The following is a 17,345-nucleotide window of genomic DNA, read 5'->3' on the forward strand; positions in this document are numbered from 1 at the left end:
AACCAACACATGCACCTGGGTGATACTGGTTATTTCGGTCATCTACGCGTACGGGCTAGCTAAATGGCTATTAGGATAGTATAAATGTGTATTTGAACTAGTTACAGAACAGGTAAAATTATCCGGTTTCGCTGGCACGCAAAGCGTTTGCCGCTTTAGAAACAACTCACTCAAGCAGTGTTGGCTCTACCTATGCCCGCTATTTAGCCAGATATTCTATTAGGATTTCAACAGATAGGAATCTACGTTGAGCCTAGTATTGAGATCAGGGCTATAACTGATCAGAAATTTAATCTGGATCAGCCAATTGGCTTTCGTATTTTCGCGACATGCTTCTCAATAGTGAATATCAAGAGTTAGTCGATTTCTTTTCCGGTCGTGACCTTCCCCATGGCCCCCAACATATCAACGAATATAGCGTATTTCTCAACTTGTCAGGAGCTGTAAGCACACAGCTTCAGAGGCTTTATAGCGAAGTAGAAGCGACTAGAAAGTCGGCTGAAATCATGTTACACGAAGTGAAGGATTGGCTGATTAGACAGCCCATAGTAGAACAATGACCGTCTAATTGCTAGTTTCCCTCTGGAGACCAGGAACCCTCTTTTTTGCAAAAAATAGGATAAGACATTAGTATTTACGCCTTAAGGTGCTATTTTATAGAGAGCATTCTATTATGTTTCTGGGGAAAACACATCACTTAATGTCCTGAACCTAACCAGAAAGCAAACTCTAGCCAAAAAACTTCCAGATGGCATATTTTCCGGTCAGTTTGGCAAACACATTTTGTCGGCTACCGGTAGCTCTGTAGCATCAAGCCCTTCCGGTATAATTGAACATATAGTACAGCCCTGAGAAGTTTAATCGTCGGCCAGAATCATCACTTGCCCAAAATAGCGGTCGGCTTTAGCACAGGTGATGCCGGAACACAGAATACCAGCCACTGCGACGCTGTCGCGGACGATTGGCTACTGCCATCCAATTACGAATGGAGCGTTTTTGAGAATAAGTAACTATTAGTTACTTATTCTTTTTTTTAAGGATAATAGCGTGTCAGGCAAAGTCGTGACAATCACTGGCAGACACAACCGAATGTCAACAGCCCAACATCTCTTAACCAACTTTCGTGGGACCCCTTCTTCGCTAACTTCGCAGAACAGTTTGCGTAGTCAAATAACTACACGTATATTCGTAGCCAAATAGCTACGCAATGAATTTAAGACGAGACGTATTTCAGGCAATAGCAGACCCTACAAGAAGGGCCATACTACTATTAGTAGCCTCACAAGCCATGACAGCAGGTGCTATAGCCTCAAACTTTGACACAGCTAGACCAACCGTTTCAAAACATCTGCAAATATTAACCGAGTGTGAATTGCTCGAACAAGAGCAAAATGGCAGGGAGATGTACTATCATATTAATGCAAAAAAAATGAAAGAGGTAGCTGACTTTATTGAACCATTCCGCCAAATGTGGGAAGATCGATTTAACCAATTGGAAAAAATAATGAAAAAATACAAAGGCAATTAATATGGAACAAAAAACAAAGATCAATGCTGAAAACGGTAAACAAGAAGTAGTGATAACAAGGGAATTTGATTTGCCATTGGAATTACTTTTTAAAGCGTACGTAGAGCCCGACATTATTGAACAATGGATGGGAACGAAAGTACTAAAACTTGAAAGTAAAAAGCACGGCAGTTGGCAATTTGAAACAACCGATGCTAAAGGAAATGTAGTTTTTCAGGCCAATGGGGTAATCCATGAATTTGTTCCGAACCGAAAAATCACACGAACATTTGAAATGGAGAATATGCCTTTTGCCGTCCAGCTCGAGTTCTTAGAATTTCAACAACTTACCGATGACACCAGCAAACTCAGTATGCACATAGTATATAGATCAGTCGCAGTTAGAGACCAAATGCTGCAAATGGGTTTTGCTTCAGGCATAAATATGGCACATAACCGACTGCAAGACATTGTAAGAAAATTAAAATAATACATTATGACCAAGAGACATAAAATCATCTATTGGATTGCTACTATCTGGCTTGCCTTAGGCATGTTGTCAAGTGGAGCAGTACAGTTATTCAATGTGAAAACGGAAGCAGATTTTAGTACACATTTGGGCTATCCTGGCTATTTTATAACAATACTAGGTGTTTGGAAAATTTTCGGAGTTATAGCATTGCTCATCCCTAAGTTTCCTCTGGTAAAAGAATGGGCTTATGCAGGCTTTTTCTTTGCCATGTCGGGAGCAGTATTTTCGCATATCGCATCAGATGATTCTGTAGATGAAATAACTCCTTCGTTGTTATTACTAATCCTGACTATGGTATCGTGGTATTCCAGGCCCGCGGACAGAAGAATCATTTCAGTTAATTTTAATCAATGAATAAAATGAATCCTACCGTTGATTTTTATTTCAATAAAGCCAAAAAATGGCAGGAAGAACTAGAGCATTTGAGAATGATCGTTCTTGATTGCGGGCTAACTGAAGAATTAAAGTGGGGTGTTCCTTGCTACACCTTTCAGAAAAATAACCTAGTCTTAATACATGTATTTAAAGAATACTGCGCGATTTTGTTTAGAAAAGGCGCCTTGTTAAATAATGCCAATGGTATTTTAATTCAACAAACGAAGAATACGCAGGCGGCACGCCAGATTCGATTCACCAATGTTCAGGAAATAGTTGAGATGAAACCCATCTTGAAAGCCTATATTTATGAAGCCATTGAAGTAGAAAAAGCCGGTTTAAAGGTTAATTTTAAAAAAGATACGGAACTCCTGTTTCCTGAAGAATTTCAAGATAAATTAGATGAAATTCCTGCTTTAAAAACTGCTTTTAATGCATTGACACCGGGACGGCAGAGAGCTTACATCCTTTACTTCTCTGCACCTAAACAATCCAAAACCCGGGGGTCAAGGGTTGAAAAATGTATGCAGCAAATTCTCAATGGAAAGGGGTTAAATGATTAGCCAATTCGAAATCTTCTTTGGATCGCAGGTAACACTCAATCAGATAATCTAAAAAAACATATCAGAGAAGATAAAATTTCCTATTGGTTGGATAGTTACTATCCTACTGGCTTTTACAATGCTAATAGGTGGCACGCAGCAACTATCTCATACAAACAGGATCTGAAAGTTAACCGTATCAGTCCTTTTGTGGAAATCAAAACTTTGCTTAATCCAATACTCGACTCATTGCGTGATGGGTTGCCCTGATTTACCTCCCTGCAAAACGCTCGTTTTTCAGGATGTTTACCCAACTTGCTATAATCCCCAAAAGAGATTACCTAAAGTGTCTCAAAGCAACCAATAAAGGTATGATAATCGATTAGCTGTGGGCGCGAATTGAAAGTTAGCCGTTTAAATCATATCCGTTTAAGCGAGTTGGCATCCTCTCTTATGAGTACTATTAGTAACACTAAATATCTTGAAAGAGTAAATTTCCCACTTGATGATTAAGTACAATTAATAGATCAATCTATCTCGTTCACGAAACTCCTTCTTTAAGCCGCCTGCAATTAGCTGCCCACTTGGAGCAGGTTTATAGCTTACCGACCCGTTTTAACCAAAACATACCTCCTATAACGGAAAAGGGCGCAAAAATAAAAATAGCTAATAACTGCGTCCAATGACTCCCTTCAGACTTAAAAAACGAAAACGCAGCAAAACTAGCCATAATCAGCCCAAGCATATAGTTTAACTTTAACGTTTTAACCTTGGCAATTAGCGGTACTACTAGGCCACTTAGAAAGGAAAATATTATACCGTATAATGCAGTTAGCATTTGAAAACTTGTTGTTGCCTGTGCATGTGGCTTCTGCCCAGATAGGTTAAAAAGCAAAAGGGATGAGATGACAAATAAGGCGTACCCCGCAACTACTCCACCTATTCTTTTTAGCATACCAATTATAAAATCGTTCTGAACAGTAGTGGCTAGTAATTTAGTCAACTTTATCCAATCATAGAGACTTGTATTACGGAGAACTAGATTGAAAAACCAGATCATTAGTGGTATTTGTCTAAAGAAGTTATCGATCGTTCCGGTGAGTTTCGCCATGTCTGGTTTGACTTTCGAGACAAACAGATGGTAGACTGGCTAAAGCATCATGTTTGCATGACTGGCTGATAAGCTGCTCCAGTATTCATCGGGCCATATGTTAATGTAGCTCTCAGTGAGTGGCTACGTTTTGATCCTGTACGATTGGACAGTATCCTTACTTACCCCTAAATGGCTGAACAAAGTTGCAAAAACAGGTGGTGCGCCATACGATTAGTCCTTTTACATTCATAAATTATGAGGAATTTCACTCTCGAAGACTGCTGTTCTATCATTCAAGAAGCTATTCGCAACGGTCACACCGAAACTCGAAACTTGTTGCAAGTACACCCTCCTGTCTCCTTCTATCATTAATACCCATTTTACGGGCCACAGCCATGATGGATTTTCCGTTACTGACCAGTCTCAGCACATCCGGCCGCGCAGCCCTATTAAATTTGGTAGTGTACTTTCTTTTGAGACGTTGGGATTGATTCATGCCGGGCTGCCGGTGTAGTACACGAAGTCAAATAAGTGTCGTGTCTGGATTAGCAGGAACATAACAGGCGACTATATGCCTCAACGGTAAGCAAGCGACTAGAGAGATTGTTGTTTAGCTCATCACCTCTGGGTGGAAGCGAGTAAGCGTATACTGATGGGTATCCGCTACTATGACATCTGGGAAATCGAATAATATAAGCTCTGCAGTAGTTTTATAAGAGTAACCAAATTAGTATAATACGTCTAATGGTGTAGCTAAGAGAGGTACCATTATGGTATTCGCCAGCTCACTCAATCATCGGCTCCACGAAATGGTGATTTAATTAACTGAAAGACAAGGAATTGTATTTAAACTCTAAAGTGCAATCCTGTTCATAAAATAATTTCTATTCTGTGGAAGCAACCTCTATAAAAGAGATACGTCACCTTTGGGGAGTAAAGATTGCCAAGAAATTACTGCCAAGAAAATTTTGCGTTGTCAGCGACGATTGCTGGGGTGGTCAAGTATACCGCCAACATGGGTTACCGTATAATACACCTACAGTGGGGTTGTATGTTCATCCAATGGACTACATCAATTTTTTCACCAACTTACACAAATCGGATGCCTGTGACATGACATTTATCCAAGTTGAAGGTAGTCATTTCCCGATTGCTCAAACTCCTTACGCAAAATTATTTTTTGTTCATTATAACTCAGAACAAGCCGCAAAAGACGCTTTTCTACGCCGTTATAAACGTATTGACTGGGATAATCTATTCATCAAAATAGATTTTGGTAAGAAGGAATATACACAGGAGCACATTGATCAGTGGAATAAATTAAAAATAAGCCGTTCACTGGCCTTGTATCCGTTGGGAAAAACTGAAGCACCAATCTGGAATAGTGTTCGCATACGCAGATGGCTGCTTGATGGTGCTGAGCAATTTGACAACACCCGACGGTACGTCAACATTTTTAAAAACCTCCAAGACGGTACGATAGAATGCAAATTTGATTATAGATTATTGAACTTTCTGATTCTAGACCCCGCTGCTTGGCGATGGCTGAGGAAAACATTTATTGCTAGTTAATTTTGTCAAACCTATAGCCGGACACTGGCGGCACCACCATCGGGTCCGGTGAAATGACCAATACCAGCGACCCTAAGCCGACTGACCCAGACTGGTCGGCGTGTTTAGTAGTGGGTTAGAAACGGGGTTCTGGGTTCGTCCATATCGGCAAATGCATGGCCCGACCTCGGCTCGGCGAATAGCCCTACCACCACCTGCCAGTCATGTTGATTTAGTTTGTTGGGCTCCTAATTACTATCAATGACTGATTTGCGTCAATCTAGTATCAATAAAAATCGTTCAAGAAAACGTCCTAATGAGTGCCGGAATGCGTTCGAATAGCACTAGGCAGTACACCAAAGTAGTTTTTGAAGGCTACCGTAAAATGGGCAGGGTTTTTGTACCCTACCCAGTACGAAATCTCGCTAATGGTTTTCGTTCCTTCCAGCAAAAAGCGTCTTGCATCTTCCATCCGCCGTTGGATAATATAGCCTAGGATGGTTGTTCCGACTTGTTCTTTAAAACCCCGCTTAAGGTTAAATTCGTTCAGGCCCACTAGTTTAGCCAACTCAACAATCGTTGGTGGAGTAGGATAGCAGGCATCCAGTACTTCACGGGCTTCATATATTTTACGGACATCCTCTTTTTTTGGCGAAAACGTAACGGGTTGAGCACCCTGCATTTGCTCTAATTGGAGCATGAGTAGTTCCGTTATTTTGGATTCCAGAAATAGCCGCTTTAAGGAACCTGTTCGCTGGCTGACGCGCATATCCCGAATGATCCAGTCCATAGCTGGCGTGATCGATGGATTTTTAGCGGTGATAAAAGCGGCTTTCTGTTGGATAATCTGAGTAACAAGCTGCCGATGTAGGTCACTGCCAGGTGGTATCAGGCGAAAGTAAACGTCTTTGGGAATCACTACTACACTATAATCCGATGGCTGGGCAGCCGCATAGTAGTCATAAATGCTTTTTGACGGGGGAAGGTAACTAATGTTATGCTGACCAGTCGAAAAATGCTGGCCACCCGCCTTTCCTCCCAGATGAGCATGGCTTTTGCCCCGCAACGCAAAGTCCAACTGAATAATACCCTCTTCTACTTCTTTAATCAACTGGATGGATTGAGTCAATTGGAAGGTACAGTGAGCTATAAAAAAACTCCCTGTCGTAATCTGGGTATCGCTAATACAACCTATTTGCTCATCCTGAATCCTGACTTGCTTTTCCTGAAAGGGTTCCGCTGGCCCACCATCCACCGCCAATTCTTCCCGGCGTAATAGTGTATCAGCGTCCTTAGATTTTATAATTATTTCCATATAAGCCCGATTTCGATAGGAATATTCCCAATTACGATACCCACTCTACTCATTCAAGCTACAAATTTGCACTAAATTAGAATTAATCTAAATAAAATGAGGTACGTTTATTATAATTTCTTTCTGTGTGCAAGCTTAATAATGCTGTTCTGTGTACAGGTCATGGCTCAAACGCATGGCTCAATTCGTGGTATCGTAAAAACCAGCGATGGTAATCCTGCTTCATTCGTTAACGTTGGTCTGAAGGAAATTCAAAAGGGAATAATTACGGCCGAAGACGGAACCTATCAATTGAAAGGGATTAACCCCGGCACGTATACGATGCAGGTAACCTTTGTGGGTTTGCAAACCCAGGAGAAGGCCGTCACAGTGAAGGCTGGTCAGATTACCCAAACTGATTTTGCTCTGGCTGAAAGCACAGCCCAGTTGAGTGAAGTGGAGGTAACCGGAAATAATAAAGCCGTTACCCTGGGCAAGGCTATGATTGCGCCGTTAGATCTTCCTCAGATGTCGGGGGTGGTGAGTAGTATAGTGATTGCGAATCAGCAGGCCGCCCGCTTAGGGGATATCCTGAAAAACGTGAGTGGTGTATCCCTTACTCAGCAACGGGGTGGGGTGGCCGAAACGTTTTCGGCACGGGGCTACAGCATTGGCATTGCGGGTGCTGGGGGCAGCATTTTTAAAAACGGGGTCATTTCCAACACGATGGGATTCCCCGAGGCCAGCACGCTGGAGTCGGTGGAGGTGCTAAAAGGTAGCTCGGCTATGCTGTACGGAAATGTATCGGGTGGATTGATTATCAACATGGTCACCAAAAAACCAAAATTCGAGCGTGGTGGCGAAGTGTCGATGCGGTTTGGTAGCTATGGCCTTTTGAAACCCATTGTTGATCTATACGGACCGCTGGCGAAGAATCTGGCGTTTCGGGTAGTTGGCACGTATGAGAAGGCTAACAGCTATCGGGATGTTGTAAAAACAAACCGGTTATATGTCAATCCGTCCCTGCTCTACAAACTGGGTCAAAAAACCACCATCCTGCTTCAGGGCGATTACCTGAAGTCGGATTTCACACCCGATAATGGCATTGGTTCGCTGAATTTAAACCAGGATGCCATTATCCCTGACGTTCCCCGCTCGCGGTTCATCAATACGCCCTGGGCTTATAACAACGTGAAACAGACGTCTGTCTCGACGAACATCGACCATGCGTTTAACAATAACTGGAAATTAACCGTCATTGCTTCTGAGCAGGGAACCGACGTAAGTGCCTACGGATCAGGAGTTCCTAACAATAACGTATCGGCCACCGGCGACTGGACTCGTACCCTTAGCCGCACAATGACCAGCGAGGCCGATTATACAGGACAGGTTAACCTCAACGGACGATTCAACACGGGCGCTATTGGGCACCAACTGTTAGTGGGTAGCGATCTGGTTAGTATTGTGAGTGAGAGTAACTCGTACACAGTCAATTATGGAGCGGGCAAAACGGCTTACGACAAAATCAATATTCTGAATCCGAGTCTCTACGAAGCCCGTACCGACATTCCGGTGGCCACCGCAACGAGCCGGACCACATCGCCCTCAACACGACTGGGCTTCTACGCGCAGGATTTAATTAGCCTGACCGATAAGTTTAAAATTCTGGCCGGTGTTCGATGGTCGCAGCAAAGAACGGTGCAGACTACCGTTCTTAATCTGTTGACTCAGGTTGAAACGCGGGGAGCCGCCGAAACCAAAACGGACGCGGCCTTTTCGCCTAAAGTGGCCCTGATGTATCAGCCTACCAGAAACACCTCGTTCTTCGGTAGCTACTCAAACAACTTCACTATCAATACGGGTATCGACATTTATGGTCAAATCCTAAAACCTTCTATTGTTGACCAGTTTGAAGTGGGTGTAAAAAACGAATTGTTTAACGGTCGACTTACGGCCAACCTCGGCGTTTACCACATTGTAAACAGCAATTTCGCTCAGATGGCCCCGCTCAAAGCGGATGGCACAGCTAATGCCGACGCGAACGTGAAAGAATTTACGGGGCAAACGACCAGTGACGGACTGGAAATAGACCTGACGGGTAATCTGTCGAAGAACTTCTATTTCATTACCGGCTATAGCTATAATTACATGCGATACACCCAGGCATCGCTCGTAAAAGGTTCACCTATCGAAGGCGAACGACTGACCAACAATCCGGCCCACACGGCCAACGCAACCATCTTTTACACGTTTGACCTACCGCAACTGCGAGGGTTGAAACTAGGTGCATCGGCCTTTTATACAGGAACTCGTTACGGTGGAAACAACAATACGTATGGTCAAACCCCGGAATTTAGTCGTCTGATTCCATTGACGGGTTTCACGACGTTCGACTTGTCAGCAGGCTATACATACCGAAAAGTGTCAATTCTGGCCAAAGTATCGAACATCACCAATACGTTGAATTACCTGATCCATGACCGTTATAGTATCATGCCGATTCCGCCCCGGCAGTTTGTAACGACGATGTCGTATCGGTTTTGATAAAAGTAGTCCGAAAACACATTTCCTACATTCATTGAAATGAATGCGGAAATGTGTTTTAACGAATGTTTATTTCTCTGATTTTAATAGTTATCAAATTAAGTAGTTACACACAACTCTTATTTAGACTGAATCTTATTAACTTGCAGCCCGTTTAGTTTTTTAGCGTTTAAACACGTGTATCAGCATTTCAACTCGAGTATATCAGCATGAAAAAACTAGTCATCGTTATTCTGTTAGGCATTTCCCTCTCCGCCCAAGCCCAGAAAAACGTGCTGCTGAAACAGTCGTTCTGGCAAAGTAAGCCGGACGCGAGCCAGGTTAAGGCGGAAGTCGAGAAAGGAAATAGCCCGTCTCAGCTCAATCCAATGAGTTTTGATCCCGTCGTGATGGCTATCAATGCTCAGGCTCCCAATGAATCGATCAACTATCTATTGTCGCAACCCGGCAACGATGTAAATAAACTGACCCACGATAGCCGCACCTATTTACACTGGGCCGCTAACCGGGGCAATGTGGAGATCATGGAAGCATTGATTGCAAAAGGAGCCAAAGCTACTATTGGGGACAGCCACGGCATGACACCGTTGAATTTTGCAGCAGCCGGTGGACAGCCTAATACACAGGTATATGACTTGTGTCTGCGCAGCGGTGCCGATCTAAAAAAGGACCTGAATCATGACGGAGCGAATGCTTTACTGGTGGCTGTTGCTAACGATAAAGATCTGAAGCTAACTGATTATTTTGTCTCGAAAGGTCTGAATCTGAAAAGCACGGATGCGGCTGGCAACAACGCATTTAGCTATGCTGCCAAGTCCGGTAATATCGATCTACTAAAAGCACTTCTGCAAAAAGGTGTACCGGCCAATGATAATGCGATGATTATGGCTAGCCAAGGAGGACGTCGGGGCGCGAATACCCTTGAGGTGTTCCAGTATCTGGAAAGCCTCAATATCAAACCAACTGCGACAAACAGGAACGGTGAAAACGTTTTGCACGCGATTGTTCGTAGACCCAAGCAGAATGAAATCATTCAGTATTTTCTGGGCAAAGGCGTTGACGTCAATCAGGCCGATGAAGAAGGCAACACGGTATTTATGAATGCAGCCGCATCCAACCGCGATGTTGCCGTGCTGGAAATGCTGCTGCCGAAAGTGAAAAATATCAACCAGGGCAACCAGAAGGGCACAACAGCACTGGCAATGGCCGTACAGGGTAATTCGACTGAAGTAGTGAGCTATCTGTTAAGCAAAGGGGCCGACGTTGCCGTAATGGACAAAAAAGGCGATAATCTGGCCGCTTACCTGGTGCAGTCCTATAAGGCGAACAACGGACCCCGGCTGGATGGACCACGAGAAGGTGGACCGGGTGCACAAGGTGGCCCCCGCCCGGAAGGTAGTCAACGACCCGAGAATGCGAATGGTCCCCGAACAGATGACTTTGACACAAAACTGAAACTGCTTCAGGAAAAAGGGCTTGACATCACGGCTCCGCAGAAGAACGGCAATACATTGTATCATCTAGCGGTTGCCAAAAATGACCTTTCGCTGGTGAAACGACTGGAACCCTTCCAGATCGACGTGAACAGTAAAAATAAAGAGGGAATTACCGCTTTGCACAAGGCGGCCATGATTTCGAAAGACGACTCCATGTTGAAATATCTGCTGTCGATCGGTGCGAAGAAAGATATCCCCACCAACTTTAAAGAAACTGCTTTCGATCTGGCCAGTGAAAATGAATCGCTGGCTAAAAACAACGTGTCTGTTAACTTTCTGAAATAAGTGTATGTCTTGTTTGCATAAAATCGGCTTACTGGTGCTGGCCTTGACGTTTGCCGGACCATCGGCTTCGTGGGCTCAACAATCCGGTACTACCAAGTACAAGTGTATGATCCAAATGACCAACTACATGGGCGAAGGCGCTTACATCGTGGTGTCGCTCATTAACGGGAAAGGCGGCTACGAGAAAACCTTGTATGTACTCGGCTCGAATAAAAAATGGTATCCGGATGTAAAGGAATGGCATAAAGCCTTTGCTAAGAAACGGACCGACATTAGTGCCATAACCGGTGCGTCGGTGGCGGGGGGCGACCGCAGCGTGACCGTATTGGAAATCGACAATGCTAAACTCAATTCCGATTACAAACTGCGGTTTGAAAGTGCGGTCGAAGACAAACCGTATTATGTAAAAGACCTGGAAATTCCGCTGACGACGGAAAGTCTTTCCGCCAAAAACGAGGGTACTGGCTATATTCGCTACGTACGCTTTAGTCCTAACTAACAGCGGCCGGATTTATGACCATTTCTGTTTGGAGATACAGTCACTTAGCCCTGGCTGTATCTTCTTTTCTTTCTCTGGCCCTGGCCTCTGTAACGGGGATTATTCTGGCGTTTGAACCCATATCGCAGAAAATTCAACCCTATCGTGTCGATAGCTTTACCCAACTTACCCTAGCCCAGACGCTGCCTGTTCTAAAAAAAAGCTACGCGGAACTCAGTGAGTTGAGCATCGATGCCAACCAGTTTGTGCAGATAAAGGGGAGTGATGCCAACGGGGAAAACCTGACCGCTTACATTGACCCCAAGACGGGTAAAATCTTGGGTATTCCCACCGAACAAAGTGAATTTTTTCAGTGGGTTACCGCGCTGCATCGTTCGCTATTTTTGCACGAAGCTGGCCGGCTATTTATCGGGCTAACCGCGTTTCTACTATTATTGATTACCGTTTCCGGCACCATACTGATCATTCAGCGTCAGCGGGGCCTAAAGCGGTTCTTTACCTGGATTGTCCGGGATAATTTTGCCCAGTATTACCACGTCGTGCTGGGGCGGCTATCGCTGATTCCGATCTTCGTCATTGCTATCTCGGGAATGTACCTTTCTCTTGCTCGATTTGGCCTGATGGCGACCGAGAAAATATCGCCTAAAATTGACTTCGATGCTATTCGGTCGAAACCCGAGCAAAAGTTGCCTCAACGGACGCTGGCCGACTTTGCGGTATTTAAAAATACGAGGCTTGCGGAGGTACAGAGCATTGAATTTCCGTTTTCGGAAGACCCCGAAGACTACTACACGCTGAAACTTAAAGACCGCGAGCTGACAGTTAATCAGATTACGGGCGACATTCTCAGCGAAAACCGGTATCCGACTGCTGTATTGCTAACTAACCTGAGCCTGGATCTGCACACCGGTCGGGCAAGTGGTATATGGGCCATCATCCTAGCTGTGGCTTCGGGAAATATTCTCTTTTTCATTTATTCCGGTTTCGCCATTACTTGGAAACGACGGGCTAACCGCGTAAAAAACAAGTACTCCGCTGACGAGAGCCGGTTCATTATCCTGGTCGGGTCAGAGAACGGCAGTACCTTCCGGTTTGCTCAAATCATTCATCAACAGCTGCTTAAACAGGGGGAGAAATCCTTTCTGACCGAGTGTAATAACTATACCGTTTTTCCGAAAGCCGAACACCTGATTATACTGACCGCCACCTACGGGCTTGGTGATGCTCCAACCAATGCCACTAGTTTTGCTACATTGGTTGAAAAATACCCCCAACCACAGCCTGTTCGTTATTCGGTGCTCGGTTTTGGGTCGCATGCTTATCCCGATTTCTGCCAGTTTGCTTTTGAGGTCAACCAGTTGCTCTCCCGGCAGCACTGGGCTATTCCGCTGGTCGACATCCATACAGTTAATGATAGGTCGCCAGAAGATTTTGGCTTGTGGGCCGAAGCCTGGTCGCAGCAGGCCGACCGACCGATGTCGGTTTCATCTGATCTACTGAAAGCCCCGTCAACCCGTTTTGACACACTGACTGTGACCAGCAACAACCGAACTGCACAGCCAGACGGCACCTTTTTGATCCGGCTGCGGTCCCGACGTCGGCGGGGTGTTACATCGGGGGATTTGCTTGCCATCTATCCGGGCAACGACCACCGCGAACGGTTGTATTCGATTGGCGTACTGGAAAAAGAAATTCAGTTAGGTGTCAGGTTGCACCCGGGTGGGCTGGGGTCTGGTTTTTTGCACGGATTAACACCCGGCGATACGATCCGGGCGCGGATCGTTAGTAACGACCATTTTCATTTCCCGAAGAAAGCCCCGGTTGTCGTGATGATTGGCAATGGAACCGGTATCGCCCCTTTTCTGGGCATGATTAGCCAGAATAAACAGCAGATACCCTGTCATTTGTACTGCGGTTTCCGCCAAAGCGCATCGTTCGACGTCTACCGGGATTTTCTAAAAACAAGCCAGTCGGCTCAAAAACTCACAAGTATTCATGTAGCTTATTCAAGAGAAGGCGACAAGAAGTACGTTAGTGACCTGCTTGCCCACGACGCTGACTTTATCGCTAATGTGCTAATGATGAATGGGGTATTAATGATCTGTGGGTCGCTGACCATGCAGAAGGACGTCATTGAGCTGCTCGAAACGATCTGCCGGACGAAATTGGGTAAGCCTGTGAGCGTTTACCAGTCGCACAGCCAGATACTGATGGACTGCTACTAAGTTTTGGCTGTTAATGGCTAGTTTCATTAATATGTAAGTACACCAAATGCCTGGGGTGAAAAGTAAACTATAGTAAGCAAGGTTATACGGGTCTTTTAGCCAATTCCATCATAGTCTGTTATGGCGCTCCAAACGACTATTGTATTGGGGCTTTAAAAACGCCTTTCTTAAAGCGGGCCGTTTTTGCGCTTTGATCAGACAAATCGATGTCAAACGTACCTTCGACCACTTTCTTATCGGCATCATAACCCGTAACCTGAATCCAGCCATTGCTACCGGGCTGCGTATTATAGGTTTTAATAATAGCATCTCCTCCCAATAGCCAATAGTAGTTTGCCGCTCCATTCTGGCCCGCACACGAGTTCAGGGTAGTTATATTGTAGGTACCCACCGCCAGGGGAACGTTATGAAACACAAGTACCTGAGTGGGAATGCAATCACCTAAACAGCCAGTGACGAGCTGTTTAGGTGAGGTATTATTGAAAGGCAGATCGGTTGAGAAGCGAACATCAAATCGATTCGACGTACAAGCTGACTGGCCGGTTATGGCCAGCGTTCGGGATGCAGAAGCAGAGCCAAACCAAGTTGAGTCGTTAAGCAGGGCTGTCACTTTATAAGGTCCATCATCCACGGGTAAATTGGGGCTAAACGTAGTTGACGGTTTCGAGCAGGCCAAACAGCCGAATGCCAGGCAGTAAAACCATATTGACAAATTCATAACAGTATACGTTTATTAACCAGATACTTAGCAAACGGCAAAGGTTATAAACAGGTTGCTGTAGTCTGAAAAATTATGAAATCTGGGACGAACCCATTAAAACTGCCTACGGCCCCAGGCGTAACTTGGCTGTCGAGTCCAGGGATACCCGACCACTGGCAGTGTATTTCACCTGTAAAGCCCTAGCCACAAAGCTGGACGGTATAGTGACCAGATGGCCTACCTCAACCAGATCAATTTCGGTCGGTAAGTGGTTACACGACCAGACGGTGGGATCATTCCAGGCACCTGTTTTGAGAGTGTACATCGTCGTGCAGGCGTTGACCGTAACTACAGCTGTGCCACTGACGGTCCCGGTGCCACAGTCACCAGCGACCTGCTCCAAGGTATAGGTCGTACTGACAATGGGGGCCACAGTGAAACTGAATGGTGAAGCGGCAATACCTGTGAAGGTGGTGGGCGAACTACTGCTGGCATTAACCGTTAATGAGAAAGGCGGGGTGCCGATCAGACTGGCGGTAAGCGTAGCCGTTTGTCCGGACGTTATAGTCGTTGTTCCGCTCAGGCTTGCAACCGGTGTGCTACAGGCTGGTTTGATAACCAGTATATAATCTTCTGTTTCACCATACCCATAGCTGCCACACGGATCGGTGGGTATGACAGCGTATGCGGCCACGACGCGCATAGCGACCGTACCAGCTGCCGTACCTGCCGGAATAACCATAGTACCCGAAAAGGTGGCTGACGTGTTAGTCGTCGGCATTTGATACAACCGTTCGCTGGTTTCAAATATGTTATTATTATTCAGATCGACCCAGATAGCGCCACCCATAGCGTTAAATGTTCCTTTCGTAACGGTAAACGTTGCTGATTGCCCAGCGGTAACAGTACCACTGACGGCTGTGAAGGCGGTATAATATCCGCTGCTACTGGGCGAACAACCTGAACTCTGACTTAAAACCGTGCTATTAACCGTTACGGCGGTTATGTTAATTGCAAATTGACAGCCATCCGATGTAAATGAAGGACGACAATCAGGAGCAACTATAGTAGCCGTTGGGCTGATACTGCCTGTAGTGGTATTGGAGGCTTTAACACGGTAATAATATTGGCTTCGGGACGCAAAAGACCGGTCGATAAACGTCGTTACGCCGGGTGCTACGCCACCAATGGGCGCGAAGCCCGCTGCGGGTAACGTGGATCGCTCGATGAAGTACCCCATTTCATTACTTGCATTATCCTGCCAGCTAATGACAATTGCCCCACCACTTATACTGGCTACGACATTCGAAGGCGCTGTCATGGTAGTTGCCGGGGCATCGAGTGTGTAAGCCGTGTGAGCCTGACGTGTGGCTAGCCCGGCCTGAATGCGGTCGTACTGCCCGGCCGTAAAATCATATATGCATGGCTGATAATACGACATAATATTAGTAGGCGAGGGCGTGTAGAGATTACCCTGATCGTCGGTAAACGAGCATGTATAGTTGGGCGGACATCCGGAAATACACGCATTGGTTGCCCCTGCATACCGCCCGTAGGGGTCGGCGGGTGTATCGCAGACCAAATCGCCGGCTGTAGTGCAGTTGGCCCCGGTACCCCGCGTCACCCGTTCGTAGCCATAGAAGGGTTCAAAGGTGTGCAACAGATTGAATGTATGTCCCAATTCGTGCGGTACCAGTCGATTACCCATATCACCATCTGAATTTTCATCCAGAATGATTGTACGGGTGGAGGCTACATCATTCGACGGAAATCGGGCGTAACCACCCAGATTAGCATTATCGAAGCTATGAATATAGTACTGGTTTAGGGCATTGTTCACATCACGCGGAGCTACGGTAGCATCATCAACGTTTTGCCGGTACTGAGTGTATAGGGCATCATTATCTATATAATCAGGTGTCGTCCCTGCGAAATAGAACTGGATGCCATTCCCATTTTGAAGGTAATACTTGTTAGTGAGAGCCAGTACGTTGTTGAGACTGGCCATCGTGTAGCCGCCTGTACCATCCGTTTTTCGGATAATGTGGGGTCGAATGGGGATATAGGTCAGGGTGGTAAAAGAGGCTCCGGAAGCCTGTTTTAATCGGAGGGCCAGAATTGCTTCGGCTTCAAGAGCTCGCCGGTCGGCAGGCGACAGGCTTTCAGTCGCACACAAAAATGCAGGGCGATCAATCAGTTGAGCCAGTACGGACAGTGGTGTAACGAAGGCGAAACCGATGAGCAAACAACAAAAGCAAACAAATGAACGGCCAGAAGTTTTTGCGTAGATAGTAGGCATAGATAGTAGATTAACAGCCTTGGAAACTTAAGCTATGCTTGCATTTTTCATATTCATGCTGTTATATTTTATTGATACGCAGTATGAAAACAGGGGCCGCCCGTGCCTCGAGTTATAAGACGACTACCAGCCAATGTGCCCGTATGGCAAAGGCAGGATAAAATTTGCCGGGGCGGTGCTGAATGCCGTTCGTTAGTCAAAATCCAGCAGCCTATGGTTGATACCGCCCTGCAAGTTTATGTCTGTAATATCAACCTTCACGGAGTCCGCAAAGCAAAAGGCCAAGTTCAGAGCCAGCGTATTTTCCTCACCTCTCCTCTCTAATGCGCAATGGTAATTTTCATACTACAAACAAATACGGAATTTACGTATTTGCGTACTGTTGTAAGTATCATTTTCTATA

Annotated in this window: 14 protein-coding genes; 10 read left to right on the forward strand and 4 right to left on the reverse strand. The window is 45.5% G+C overall.

What is annotated here, in order from left to right; translation table 11 throughout:
- Positions 1-329 precede the first annotated feature (329 nt).
- The 5 genes from ACFS25_RS29320 (at position 330) to ACFS25_RS29340 (ending at position 2,977) form a co-directional block, all read left to right on the forward strand.
- Positions 330-560 (forward strand): DUF6965 family protein, encoded by a 231-nt coding sequence (locus ACFS25_RS29320; RefSeq protein ID WP_381508403.1) that lies wholly within the window; start codon positions 330-332, stop codon positions 558-560.
- Positions 561-1,207: 647 nt separating this feature from the next.
- Positions 1,208-1,528, forward strand: coding sequence for an ArsR/SmtB family transcription factor (locus ACFS25_RS29325; protein WP_381508404.1), 321 nt, complete (start codon positions 1,208-1,210; stop codon positions 1,526-1,528).
- Between the two features lies 1 nt (position 1,529).
- Positions 1,530-1,997, forward strand: coding sequence for an SRPBCC domain-containing protein (locus ACFS25_RS29330; protein WP_381508406.1), 468 nt, complete (start codon positions 1,530-1,532; stop codon positions 1,995-1,997).
- Between the two features lie 6 nt (positions 1,998-2,003).
- Positions 2,004-2,393, forward strand: coding sequence for a DoxX family protein (locus tag ACFS25_RS29335; RefSeq protein WP_381508408.1), 390 nt, complete (start codon positions 2,004-2,006; stop codon positions 2,391-2,393).
- 5 nt (positions 2,394-2,398) lie between these two features.
- Positions 2,399-2,977: a YdeI/OmpD-associated family protein gene (locus ACFS25_RS29340; protein WP_381508409.1), complete on the forward strand. Its 579-nt coding sequence runs from the start codon at positions 2,399-2,401 to the stop codon at positions 2,975-2,977.
- A gap of 574 nt (positions 2,978-3,551) precedes the next feature.
- Here ACFS25_RS29340 and ACFS25_RS29345 read toward each other — a convergent pair.
- A complete protein-coding gene (locus ACFS25_RS29345; RefSeq protein ID WP_381508411.1) occupies positions 3,552-4,067 on the reverse strand; it encodes a hypothetical protein in 516 nt (171 codons plus the stop codon).
- Between the two features lie 873 nt (positions 4,068-4,940).
- Between ACFS25_RS29345 and ACFS25_RS29350 the strand changes: the two genes are divergently transcribed.
- A complete protein-coding gene (locus ACFS25_RS29350; protein ID WP_381508412.1) occupies positions 4,941-5,621 on the forward strand; it encodes a DUF1919 domain-containing protein in 681 nt (226 codons plus the stop codon).
- A 292-nt stretch (positions 5,622-5,913) separates the two neighbouring features.
- Here ACFS25_RS29350 and ACFS25_RS29355 read toward each other — a convergent pair whose 3' ends face one another.
- A complete protein-coding gene (locus tag ACFS25_RS29355) occupies positions 5,914-6,915 on the reverse strand; it encodes an AraC family transcriptional regulator (protein WP_381508414.1) in 1,002 nt (333 codons plus the stop codon).
- A gap of 141 nt (positions 6,916-7,056) precedes the next feature.
- Between ACFS25_RS29355 and ACFS25_RS29360 the strand changes: the two genes are divergently transcribed.
- From ACFS25_RS29360 to ACFS25_RS29375, 4 genes are all read left to right on the forward strand, one after another.
- The gene (locus ACFS25_RS29360) at positions 7,057-9,438 is read left to right on the forward strand and encodes a TonB-dependent siderophore receptor (protein WP_381508415.1); all 2,382 of its coding nucleotides are present in this window, start codon (positions 7,057-7,059) and stop codon (positions 9,436-9,438) included.
- A gap of 209 nt (positions 9,439-9,647) precedes the next feature.
- Positions 9,648-11,219 carry an ankyrin repeat domain-containing protein gene (locus tag ACFS25_RS29365; RefSeq protein ID WP_381508417.1) on the forward strand — a complete coding sequence of 524 codons (1,572 nt, stop codon included), beginning with the start codon at positions 9,648-9,650 and terminating at the stop codon, positions 11,217-11,219.
- Between the two features lie 4 nt (positions 11,220-11,223).
- Entirely contained in the window at positions 11,224-11,718 is a 495-nt protein-coding gene (locus tag ACFS25_RS29370; RefSeq protein WP_381508418.1) for a DUF2271 domain-containing protein, read from the forward strand.
- 14 nt (positions 11,719-11,732) lie between these two features.
- The gene (locus tag ACFS25_RS29375) at positions 11,733-13,943 is read left to right on the forward strand and encodes a PepSY domain-containing protein (protein ID WP_381508420.1); all 2,211 of its coding nucleotides are present in this window, start codon (positions 11,733-11,735) and stop codon (positions 13,941-13,943) included.
- 136 nt (positions 13,944-14,079) lie between these two features.
- Here ACFS25_RS29375 and ACFS25_RS29380 read toward each other — a convergent pair whose 3' ends face one another.
- Together ACFS25_RS29380 and ACFS25_RS29385 are read right to left on the reverse strand one after the other, a co-directional pair.
- Entirely contained in the window at positions 14,080-14,661 is a 582-nt protein-coding gene (locus ACFS25_RS29380) for a hypothetical protein (protein WP_381508422.1), read from the reverse strand.
- A gap of 106 nt (positions 14,662-14,767) precedes the next feature.
- Complete coding sequence (locus ACFS25_RS29385; protein WP_381508424.1) at positions 14,768-16,942, reverse strand: GEVED domain-containing protein; 2,175 nt, start codon at positions 16,940-16,942, stop codon at positions 14,768-14,770.
- Between the last annotated feature and the right edge of the window lie 403 nt (positions 16,943-17,345).

The organism is Spirosoma flavum, assembly GCF_042686045.1.
GTDB classification, from domain to species: Bacteria; Bacteroidota; Bacteroidia; order Cytophagales; family Spirosomataceae; genus Spirosoma; species Spirosoma flavum.